Genomic DNA, 10,990 nt, shown 5'->3' with positions numbered 1-10,990 from the left:
GGCCGGCGCCGCGGCCGGCGCAGCCGCCGCACCGGCGGCCGCGCCGAGCAACGGCAAAACGGCCAGCAGGGCGGCGGCCGGAACAGTGAACTTCAGGAACTTTTGCATCGCGCACACGGCTTGGATCGCTGGGATCTCTTGAGCTAAGATCCTACGCCGGAACGGCCCCTGCGGCGAGATCCCCCAGTGCGGGGGACGGATCGGATGATCCGCCCCGGACGCATCCCTACCGGGTCGCCGAATCGGCCCCCGGTGCGGCCTGCCCGGCCGCCCGGGCCGCGGCGGGGAGCGCGTCGAAGATGCGGTTCATGGCGGCGTCGTCGTGGGCGGCGGAGAGGAACCAGGCCTCGAAGACGCTCGGGGGCAGATAGACCCCGGAGTCCAGCATGGAGTGGAAGAACGGCGCGTAGCGGAACACGTCCTGGGCCTGGACGTCGGCGTAGTTGTGCACGCCGCGGCCCGAGGTGCCGAACGCCACGGAGAACAGGTTCCCGGCGCGCTGGATCGAGTGGTCCACGCCCGCGGCGGACAGGGCGGCGGACACGGCGGCGGACAGTTCCAGGGAGCGCGCGTCCACGGTCGCGTACACGGACGCGGTGGCCGCGGTCAGGGTGGCCACGCCGGCGGCCATGGCCACCGGGTTCCCGGACAGCGTGCCGGCCTGGTACACGGGCCCCAGGGGGGCCAGATAATCCATGACCTCCGCGCGGCCGCCGAGCGCCGCCGTCGGAAGCCCGCCGCCGATGACCTTGCCGAAGGTGAACAGGTCCGGGGTCCAGCCCTCGTTCACACCGGTCAGGCCCCAGTACCCGGCCGGGCCGGTGCGGAAGCCGGTGAGGACCTCATCGAGGATCAGCAGGGCACCGTGCAAGGAGGTGATCCGGGACAGGCCGGCGTTGAAGCCCGCGCCCGGGGTGACGACGCCCATGTTGGCCGGCGCGGCCTCGGTGATGACGGCGGCGATGCGATCGCCATGCAGGGCAAACGCGGCCTCCACGGCCGCGAGGTCGTTGTAGGGCAGCACCAGCGTCTCGGCGGCGGTGGCGGCCGTGACGCCGGCGGAACCGGGCAGCGCCAGGGTCGCCAGGCCGGAGCCGGCCGCGGCCAGCAGGGAGTCGAGGTGGCCGTGGTAGCAGCCGGCAAACTTGATGATCAGCTCACGGCCGGTGAAGCCGCGGGCCAGGCGCACGGCGGTCATGGTGGCCTCGGTGCCGGTGGAGACCATGCGCAGGCGCTCGACGCCGGGCACCCGGCCCTGCACAAGGGCCGCCAGATCGCTTTCGGCCGGGGTGGAGGCGCCAAAGCTCAGGCCGTGGTCCACGGCGGCATGCACGGCGGCGAGCACGTCCGGGTGTCCGTGGCCCAGCAGGGCCGGGCCCCAGGAGCAGACCAGGTCCACGTAGTCGCGGCCGTCGGCATCCGTCAGGTAGGCGCCCTTGGCGTTCACCATGAAGCGCGGTGTGCCGCCCACGGAGCCAAAGGCCCGCACAGGCGAGTTCACCCCGCCGGGCATGAGGGTCTTGGCACGGTCAAAAAGTTCCTGCGAACTGGTCATGGGAAAATCCTCGCTTGAAAGTCGATGCGGAAAACTAAGGCTAGTTGCTGCGGATCCAGCCGGCGAGTTCTGCAGCCCAGTAGGTGAGGATCATGGTGGCTCCGGCCCGCTTGATGCTCAGCACGGACTCCTCAATGGCCGCGCGGCGGTTGATCCAGCCGTTCGCGGCCGCGGCCTCGATCATGGCGTACTCGCCGGAGATTTGGTAGGCCGCCACCGGCACCGGGGACATGGCCGCCACGTCGGCCAGGATGTCCAGGTAGCTCATGGCCGGTTTCACCATGACGATGTCCGCGCCCTCGGCCAGGTCCAGCTCCACCTCGTGCAGGGCCTCCCGCCGGTTGCCCGGGTCCATCTGGTAGGTGTGTCGGTCGCCGGCAAGCTGGGAATCGACGGCCTCACGGAAGGGGCCGTAGAACGCGGAGGCATACTTGGCGGCATAGGCCAGCACGGACACATCGGTGAACCCGGCCGCGTCCAGGGCCTCGCGGATGACGGCGACCTGGCCGTCCATCATGCCGGACGGGGCCACCAGGTGGGCGCCGGCGGCGGCCTGGGCCACCGCCATCTTCGCGTAGATGGCCAAGGTGGCGTCGTTGTCCACGCCGCCGTGGGCATCGAGCACGCCGCAGTGCCCGTGGTCGGTGAACTCGTCCAGGCAGAGGTCACTCATGACCACCAGCTCGTCGCCGACGGCGGCGCGAACGTCCCGAATGGCCTTGTTCAGCACGCCGAACGGGTCCAGGCCGGCACTCCCGGTGGCGTCGCGCTGGGCCGGAATCCCGAACAGCATGATGCCGCCGAGCCCCAGTTCCACGGCCTCGCGCGCCGCGGCCACCAGCGACTCCGAGGTGTGCTGCACCACCCCGGGCATGGACGTGATCGGCCTGGGCTCGGCCAGGTCCTCACGGATGAACGCGGGCAGGATCAGGTCCGCCGGGGTCACGGAGTATTCGGCGACGAGCCGGCGCATGGCGGCGGTGGTGCGCAGCCGGCGGGGGCGGTGCTGGGGGAAGCTCACTTCGTATCTCCTGTGGATTATTTGCTGTGAAAGTTTGCCTGGGCGTCGGCCAGCGCGGCCACGATGCCTTCCGGCGTGGGGTGCTTGGCCGTCGCGGCCACGCGCAGGCCCAGCCGCTCGGCCTCATCGCGCGTCGGTTGGCCGATGGCGATCACCAGGCACGACGCCGGCAACGGGGCCATGGTCCCGGCCACCCTCCGTGCCGCACTCCCCGAGGCCAGCACGACGGCGTTGATCCGTCCCGCCTTCGCCTCACCGGCCGCTTGGGCCGGGGTGAGCAGGGGGTAGCGTCCCTCGTGCCCGCCACCAGCTGGCCGGGCCGGTGCGGAATGGGCCGGTGCGGACCGGGACAGCGTGGCGGTCAGGCGCAGGCCCGGCGCGGCGGGGTAGTCGACGGTCTGGTAAGCGGTGACCACCTCGGGAGTCCAGCCCCTCGCCGCCAGCCCGTCGACAAGTGTTGGTTCGGCCAGGTTCGACTGCGGCAGCAGCACCCGGCCGTCACCGTCCCCGGGCGTGAATTCCGGCCAGAGCTCAACCAGCCCGGCGGCCGACTGCACGTCCACGGGCGCCAGCTCGGCGTGCACGCCCTCGGCCGCCAGGACGGCCACGGACGTGGGGCCGATCGTGGCCACGCGCGTGCCGGCGGGCACCAGCTCGGCCAGGGTGGTGCCGGCGGTTTCGCACCACTGCTTCAGCGCCCGCACGGTGGTGATGGAGCTGATGACGAGCCAGCGGTACTCCCCCGCGGCCAGCCGGCGCACGGCATCGCCCAGCCCCGCATCAGCGCTCACTTCAAAGTCAATGACGGGCACCAGGACCGGCTCGGCCCCGGCCGCCGCCAGCGCGTCGGCCAGCGCGCCGGCCCGGTCGCGGCTGCGGGTCACGGCAACGCGGAGCCCCGGCGCCAGGCCCCGCCCTGGCGTCACTTTGCCGATCCGGCCAGGTCCGCCAGGTCGGCGGCACCGCCGGCGAGGAGTTCCTCGGCCAGCTCGATGCCCAGCAGCGTGGCGCCGACGCCGGTGAGGCCGTCGGTGGCCTTCTTCAGGCGCAGGGAGCGGGCGCCGTCGAGGGAGCACACCACGGCCTCCAGGAACAGCATGGAGCCCTTGCGGAACGCGAACGCGCCCACGGGGGCGCTGCACCCCGCCTCCAGGCGGGCCAGGAGCGCCCGTTCGGCGGTGATGGACAGGCGGGTGTCGACGTCATCCACGGCGGCGAGGGCCTGGCCCAGCACGCCATTGGCATCGGCGTCGGCGGTACGGCATTCCAGCGCCAGCGCGCCCTGGCCGGGGGCCGGAAGCATGACGGAGGATTCGAGATATTCGCTGACGACGTCGAGCCGGTCGATCCGGCCCAGGCCGGCGGCGGCGAGCACGACGGCGTCGAGGTCGCCCGTCTTTCCGGGGACTTTCGCGGACGCCGGGTTGCCGGGCAGCCCGGGGACGCGGGCCAGGCGGGTGTCGACGTTGCCGCGGATGTCCACGATCACCAGGTCGGGCCGGGCGGCCAGCAGCTGGGCGGCGCGGCGCGGGGAGCCCGTGCCGATGCTGGCGCCCTGCGGCAAGGTGGCGAAGGTCAGGCCGTCGCGCGCGCACAGGGCGTCGCGGGCGTCCGCACGCACGGGCACGGCGGCCAGCGCCAGGCCGGGGACGGCGCCGGTGGGCAGGTCCTTGAGCGAGTGCACGGCCACGTCCACGCGCCCGTCCAGGACGGCGGCACGCAGTGCGGTGGCGAACACGCCGGTGCCGCCCATCTGGGACAGCGGTCCGGTCAGGACGTCGCCGTCGGTCTTCACGGGCACGATCTCCGCGGAAAAACCGCCGACGCCCGTGAGGACGTCGGTGATTTGCCGGGTTTGGCTCAGCGCCAGCTTGCTGCCGCGGGTGCCGATTTTCACGGTTTTCACCATTTCAGTCATGTAGATTCAGGAACCACCTTGAACGGGGGCGGGGCCGGCAGGCGGGGCGGCCACGAGGCCAATGCTGCTGCCTACTTCGGCAATGACGGGCTTGTCGCCGCGGAAATTGGCACAACAGCCGGGCCGGCACACGTCGTACCAGGGTCCAAGACCGGTCATGGCGGGGCGGTCCGGGCCAACGGCGGCGTCGGCACGATTGTTGGTCGCGCGCTCGCAGATCAGCTCCGCGAGGCCGGAGACAAACTTTTGGTGCGTGGACGGGGTCGGTGCCCGGTCAAAGGCCAGGCCCAGTTCGGCGCAGGTCTCCCTGGCTTCGGTGTCCAGGTCCCACAGAACTTCCATGTGGTCGCTGACAAACCCCACCGGCACCACCACCACGCCCTTGATGCCCTGGGCGGCCAGCTCGGCCAGGGCGTCGTTGATGTCCGGCTCCAACCAGGGCACGTGCGGGGCCCCGGAGCGGGACTGGTACACCAGGGACCAGTCCTGCTGCGGGTCCACGCGGGCCATGATGGCCTCCGCCACGGCCAGGTGCTGGGCCACGTAGGCGGACCCTTCGGCAAACTCGCGTGGCTCACCCTCGGAGCGGCCCGCCGCTTCGGCGTCGCGGAGGGGAATCGAGTGGGTGGCAAAGAGCACATGGATGGGGGCGTCCGCCGTGCCGGCGTCTGCCAGCTGCGTGCGGACCTTGGCCAGGGACTGGCCGGTGCCCTCGATGAACGGTTCCACGAAACCCGGGTGGTCGAAGTACTGGCGCACCTTGTCCACGGCAAGTTTGCCGTCGAGTCCGGTCTCCGTCAGCGCCATGCCGATGTCCTCGCGGTACTGGCGGCAGCTGGAGTAGCACGAGTACGCGCTGGTGGTGACCATCAAGAGTCGGCGGTGGCCGGCGTCGTAGGCCTGCTGCAGGGTCTGAGGGATGTAGGGGGCCCAGTTGCGGTTGCCCCACAGCACCGGCAGCGCAATTCCGCGGGCGGCCAGTTCGGCCTCCAGCGCGGCCTTCAGCGCCCGGTTTTGGGCGTTGATCGGGCTGACGCCGCCGTTGGCGCGGTAGTGGTGGCTGACCGCTTCGAGGCGCTCGTCCGGGATCCCGCGCCCGCGCGTGACATTGCGCAGGAACGGAATGACGTCGTCCTGGCCCTCCGGCCCGCCAAAGGAGGCGAGCAGGACGGCGTCATAGTTTTGGCGCTCCGCCACCGGGGCGCCGGCAAAGCTGGTCACCGAAGGACCTCGGCGACCTCGGCCGCGTTGATCCGGCGGCCCGTGTAGAACGGGATTTCATCGCGCACGTGCAGGCGGGCGTCGGTGGAGCGCAGGTGGCGCATCATGTCAACGAGGTCGGTGAGCTCGTCTGCCTCCAGGCCCAGCAGCCATTCCCAGTCGCCCAGCGCGAACGCCGAGACCGTGTTGGCCTGCACCTGCGGGAAGTCGCGGCCCAGCATGCCGTGGTCGCGGAGCATGCGGCTGCGGTCCTCGGCGGGCAGGATGTACCAGTCGTAGGAGCGCACGAACGGGTACACGCACACCCAGCCCCTGGGCGCCTTCGGGCCCATGTAGGACGGCGCGTGGTCCTTGGCGAATTCCGCTTCGCGGTGCACGCCCATGGCGGACCAGGAGATTTCGGTGTTGGCGAACAGGTCGCTGCGGCGAATGGCGCGCACGGCCTGCTGCAGGCCCTCGGCGCTGGGACCCACCAGCCACACCATGATGTCCGCGTCGGAGCGCATCGCGGAGACGTCGTAGGTGCCGCGCAAGGTGATGTTGTCCTGGGCAAACTGCGCTTCCAGTGCCTGGAAGTCGTCAATGGCCGGTCCGCCAACGCCGGTGAAGGATCCGGTGCGCTTGAAAACGGTCCACAGGGTGAACGGCGTGGCCGCGGCGGTGCCGGGCTCAGGGGTTTTGGTGACAGATTCCGCGAAAGTGTGGCTCATGGATTCAAGTTTGCACCCAAGGGCCCTGAAACCGGAAACCCAAGTTCTCTACATGGCGTAGAAGGTGAGGAATCTCACCGCGGTTGGGCGGCATCCGGCAGGGCCGCCAACTGTCGGCGCGTGTCCGCCACGACGGCCGCCAAGCCATTCCCGGACAGCCACCCGCCCAGCAGCAGCAGCCCCGGGGCGCGTGCGGCGATTTCACGGACCTGTTGCATCTTCGCCCGGTGCCCGACGGCGGCGAAGGGCAGGGCGCCGCGCCAGCGGACAACGTCCGCCCCCAGGACGTCGGCGTCGGTGACCTCCACGCCGAGGAGTTTCGTGGCGTCGGTGAGCGCCGTGGCGATCAGGGGCCCGTCACCGACCGGCGCGGTGCGGCGGACGGCGTCGGCGGCCGCCACGCCCGCCCGGCCGTAGGACAGGCGCAGCACGTGCGTGCCGGGGCCGGTGGAGCCGGCCAGCCAGTCCCATTTGGCGGTGGCGTGGGTGAGGGCCTTGGCCTGGATGCCCTCCACCTGCGGGGCCACCAGGATCCCGGTGCCGCGGGGCCGGGAGTCAAGTTCGGGCACGTCCACCACCAGCGTGACGAGCCGGATGTCCGGACCGGGTGCCGGCGCCAGCGGCAGCAGCTCGGGAAGCTCGTCGGCGAGCAGCTTCACGGCCGTGGGCCCGTCCACGGCCAGCACGAGCAGGTCCGCCTCGGCGGATCCCGTGGCGATGGATCTCGCGTCGGATCCCGTGGCGGCGGATCCGGTGGCGGCCCGACCGCCCGGCGCCCGGCGGTCTTCTCGGCGGGCGTCCCGGCGGGCATCCCGGTCCGGACCCGCCGCCCAGGCGAGCTGCCAGCGGGCGGGGGTTCCGCCGTCGGCCGCCGGCTCGTGGCCCGGGTTCGGGCGGGAAATCCGGGTGACGGTGTGGCCGGCGTCCAGCTCGACCCCTGCCGCGCGCAGGTGCGCGACGAGCGCGGAGACAAGCGTGTTCATCCCTCCGGCGAGCCCCGCCACGGCCGAACCCGCCTTGGCCCCGGCCCCGGCGGAACGCTGCGCGGCCACGGCGGCGGCCAGCGAACCGTGTTCGCGGATGCCGGCCCGCAGCCCGGGGGCCACCATGTCGATGTCCAGGAGTTCGGGATCGGCGGAATGGACTCCTCCCACCACGGGGGCCACCAACCGTTCCAGGACGCGGCGGCCCATGCGCGCCCGGACCAGCTCGGCCACGCTGCACACGGCGCCGCTGGTGCCAACGGAGGCCGGCATCCGCGCATCCAGGGCGGCCCGAAGGACGCCGGCGCGGCCCAGCGCGGCGCGAACCTCCGGCGCATGCACGTCGGAGGGGATGCCCAGAAGGCCGGTGCGGGGCAGCGGCACGGGGCCCTCGGGCAGCCACACCCAGGCCCCGGAGGGGTGGGGGGTTTCAATGGCGTCGGCCAGTCCCAGCTCGGCGGCCAGGTCAGCCACGGCCGTACTGCGGGTCGCGAACGATTCCGCGCCGCTGTCCAGGCTCACCCCGGCCACCTCGTGGACGCCGACGCAGCCGCCCCACACGGTTGCCGCTTCCAACACGCGCACCCGGTAGCCGGCCGCTGCCAGGTCCTTGGCGGCAAGCAGCCCGGAGACGCCGCCGCCCACCACCACGGCGCGCGGGCCGGTCCGGTGCGTGCGGGTGATGCGGTGTTCCATGCGCGGTCCTTGAGGGTGTGGCGGGCGGCTGGTTGCTTACGGCTGGATCGAGTGGATCAGTTCCACGACGCGTGTGAGCACGGCGGGGTCTGTTTCCGGCGGGACGCCGTGCCCCAAGTTCACCACATGCCCGGGGGCGGTGGCGCCGGCGGCCACGACGTCGCGCACATGGGCTTCGAGCACGTCCCACGGCGCGCTCAGCAGCGCCGGGTCGATGTTGCCCTGCAGTGGCACCGTGCCGCCCAGGCGGCGATTGGCCTCATCGAGCGGCAGCCGGTAGTCGACGCCCATCACGTCCACGCCCACGTTGTACATGGCGCCGAGCAGTTCGGAGGTGCCGGTGCCGAAGTGGATGAGCGGCACGCCCAGGTCCCGGACGTGGTCCAGGGCCCGGGACGACGCCGGGGCCACGTGTTCGGTGTAGTCGGCCAGTCCCAGCGACCCCGCCCAGGAGTCGAAGAGCTGGGCGGCGCTGGCCCCAGCCTCGATCTGGGCCCGCAGGAACTTGCCCGACGCGTCGGCGGCCCAGTTCATCAGCGCCGCCCATACCTCCGGTTCGGCGTGCATCATGGTGCGCGGGCCCAGGTGGTCGCGGGTCGGGCGGCCCTCCACCATGTAGGCGGCCACCGTGAACGGTGCCCCGGCAAAACCGATCAGCGGGGTGCTGCCCAGCTCGGCGACCGTCAGGGCCACGGCCTCGCGGATGGGATCCAGGGCCTCGTCCGTGAGTTCGGGCAGATTTGCCACGTCCTCGGCGGTCCTGACGGGGTGCTCCAGCACGGGGCCGACGCCGGGGACGATGTCCACGCCCACCCCGGCCAGCTTCAGTGGAATCACGATGTCGGAGAAGAAGATGGCGGCGTCGACGTCGTGGCGGCGCACGGGCTGCAGGGTGATTTCCGCGGCCATGGCCGGCCTGAGGCAGGATTCGAGCATGGTGGTGCCCACCCGCAGTTCACGGTATTCCGGCAGCGACCGGCCGGCCTGGCGCATGAACCAGACGGGCCGTCGGGCCGGCCTGCCGCCGCGGTAGGCGGTGATGAGGGGGGAATTGGCGGTACGTCCATCCATCAACGGATGAGCTGGGCTCAGTGTCATGGCACCACCATACAGAGGGAAACGGCAGTGTTCGTGCACGCGCCGGCCCTCCCGCTGGCGCAATTACGGGCCCACCGGCGGGGGGCGGGTAAGGAGCATCACAGCCACTTGCTGACGTTTTAGGCCATCCTGTCCCTAAACAGGGACATTAAAGGGCTACCATGGTGAAATTGTGGTTCTCTTTTCATTAGTTGCCTCGCACTCAAGCCTCGACCTCGAAACCGTTGCCCGCCTCAGCGCCGGCGCCGCCGAGGTCAGTGCCGACGTCGTGTCCAGCGACAATGACGTGGTGGGGCTGGTAACCCTGGCCACCTGCAACCGCTTCGAGCTTTACGCCCAGGCCCGCAGCGTCGAGGAAATCGAGTCGGCCCGCAGCAGCATCGTGGCCGCAGTCAGTGCGCGGACAGGGCTTACCGAACAGCAGGTCTCCTCCGCCCTGGCCACCCAGCAGGGGCCGGCCGTCCCCCGCCACCTCTTTGCCGTCAGCACCGGACTGGAATCGGCCGTGGTGGGCGAACGCGAGATCGCCGGCCAGGTGCGCCGGGCCCTCAGCTCGGCCCAGGATGCGGGCGTCAGCACCCCTGCGCTCGTGCGATTGTTCCAGGCCGCTTCCAAGACCGCCAAGGACGTGGGTGCGCAGACGGCCCTGGGCCGGCGCGGGATGTCGATCGTCTCCGTTGCCCTGGATCTCGCCGCGGATCTTCAGGATGGTCCGTCGCTGGCCGGCAAGACCGCCGTCCTGTTTGGCACCGGCGCCTATGCCGGCGCCGCAATGGCCCAGCTGACCCAGCGCGGCTGCACGGACATCCGGGTATTTTCCTCCTCGGGCCGGGCGGAAACGTTTGTGGCCTCCCGCACCGGACGTGCCCTGACCCATGAGACCCTGGACCACGCCCWGGCGGACGCGGACCTGCTGCTGGGCTGCAGCGGCTCGGACCAGCAGATCACGGCCGCCGAGCTGGCCCACGCGCGCCGCGGGGTGCACGCGCCGCTGACGGTCATCGATCTGGCGCTCACCCACGACTTTGCCCCGGAGATCGCCGACCTCCCCAACGTTGAACTGCTGACCCTGGAAACCGTGCGGCAGGCGGCGCCCGCCGAACAGGCCGCCACGCTCGCGGAGGCCGCCGCGCTCGTGGCCGACGCCGCCACGAGTTTTGAGCAGGCCCAAAACGCCCGCTCGCTCGACCATGCCATCGTGGCGCTGCGCCGGCACACCATGAGCGTGCTCGACGATGAGATCGCCAAGATCCGCCAGCAACACGGCTGCACGGCGGCGACCGCCGAGGTGGAGTTCGCCATGCGCCGCATGGTCAAGCAGCTCCTGCACGTGCCCACCGTCCGCGCCAAGGAACTGGCGGCCGCGGGCGACGCGGAGAGCTACCTGGCAGGCCTTGAAGCACTGTACGGCCTCCAGGTGGAGCCCGCAGCGGCCCTGGCCGCCGCGGCGGACAAACTGCAGAAACCCGCTGACGGGGACCAGGCCGCAACCGCTTAGCTGTACACCTAACTCACCCAGCTGTCCACCTCGGCGAAGACCACTGCCGGCCGGCACAAGTAGAACATATGTTTGTACACAATTCTGCACTATCCATTGACATCGTTTTTGTGTTCTAGGATAATGGTGGTATGAGCACCCCGGCCAATGATCCCGGAACCCCGGGCGGGAACGCCACCGAGCACGTGGCGGCGATCCTTACCGCACGGGCCGCCCTTCCCCCCATTGAGCCCTTCACCGCCGACGCCCCGGCCCTGGCGGGACTGCCGGCGTTCACCCCCGTCCCGGCC

General features: G+C 71.2%; 9 protein-coding genes. 1 reads left to right on the top strand and 8 read right to left on the bottom strand.

The features are described 5' to 3' along the window. Positions 1–226: 226 nt before the first annotated feature. The 8 genes from hemL to hemE form a co-directional block, all read right to left on the bottom strand. Positions 227–1,555: a glutamate-1-semialdehyde 2,1-aminomutase gene (hemL, locus tag AB4Y80_RS16595; RefSeq protein WP_442215443.1), complete on the bottom strand. Its 1,329-nt coding sequence runs from the start codon at positions 1,553–1,555 to the stop codon at positions 227–229. Between the two features lie 40 nt (positions 1,556–1,595). Next, positions 1,596–2,576 carry a porphobilinogen synthase gene (hemB, locus tag AB4Y80_RS16590; protein WP_442215442.1) on the bottom strand — a complete coding sequence of 327 codons (981 nt, stop codon included), beginning with the start codon at positions 2,574–2,576 and terminating at the stop codon, positions 1,596–1,598. Between the two features lie 17 nt (positions 2,577–2,593). Further along, positions 2,594–3,502 carry a uroporphyrinogen-III synthase gene (locus AB4Y80_RS16585; protein ID WP_442215441.1) on the bottom strand — a complete coding sequence of 303 codons (909 nt, stop codon included), beginning with the start codon at positions 3,500–3,502 and terminating at the stop codon, positions 2,594–2,596. Then, positions 3,499–4,485 carry a hydroxymethylbilane synthase gene (hemC, locus tag AB4Y80_RS16580; RefSeq protein WP_442215444.1) on the bottom strand — a complete coding sequence of 329 codons (987 nt, stop codon included), beginning with the start codon at positions 4,483–4,485 and terminating at the stop codon, positions 3,499–3,501. The genes AB4Y80_RS16585 and hemC overlap by 4 nt, the downstream gene beginning before the upstream one ends. A 15-nt stretch (positions 4,486–4,500) precedes the next feature. Further along, positions 4,501–5,715 carry a ferrochelatase gene (locus AB4Y80_RS16575; protein ID WP_442215440.1) on the bottom strand — a complete coding sequence of 405 codons (1,215 nt, stop codon included), beginning with the start codon at positions 5,713–5,715 and terminating at the stop codon, positions 4,501–4,503. Next, positions 5,712–6,425, bottom strand: coding sequence for a hydrogen peroxide-dependent heme synthase (hemQ, locus tag AB4Y80_RS16570; protein ID WP_442215439.1), 714 nt, complete (start codon positions 6,423–6,425; stop codon positions 5,712–5,714). The genes AB4Y80_RS16575 and hemQ overlap by 4 nt, the downstream gene beginning before the upstream one ends. Before the next feature lie 74 nt (positions 6,426–6,499). After that, positions 6,500–8,104 (bottom strand): protoporphyrinogen/coproporphyrinogen oxidase, encoded by a 1,605-nt coding sequence (locus tag AB4Y80_RS16565; RefSeq protein ID WP_442215438.1) that lies wholly within the window; start codon positions 8,102–8,104, stop codon positions 6,500–6,502. Between the two features lie 36 nt (positions 8,105–8,140). Continuing rightward, the gene (gene hemE / locus AB4Y80_RS16560; RefSeq protein ID WP_442215437.1) at positions 8,141–9,202 is read right to left on the bottom strand and encodes a uroporphyrinogen decarboxylase; all 1,062 of its coding nucleotides are present in this window, start codon (positions 9,200–9,202) and stop codon (positions 8,141–8,143) included. A gap of 172 nt (positions 9,203–9,374) precedes the next feature. Between hemE and AB4Y80_RS16555 the strand changes: the two genes are divergently transcribed. After that, positions 9,375–10,700, top strand: coding sequence for a glutamyl-tRNA reductase (locus AB4Y80_RS16555; RefSeq protein WP_442215436.1), 1,326 nt, complete (start codon positions 9,375–9,377; stop codon positions 10,698–10,700). Positions 10,701–10,990 lie beyond the last annotated feature (290 nt).

It is taken from the genome of Specibacter sp. RAF43, from assembly GCF_052114065.1.
Taxonomy (GTDB): domain Bacteria; phylum Actinomycetota; class Actinomycetes; order Actinomycetales; family Micrococcaceae; genus Specibacter.
Note: the sequence above shows the minus strand (reverse complement) of the source record. Positions and strands in the feature narration are given on the sequence as shown.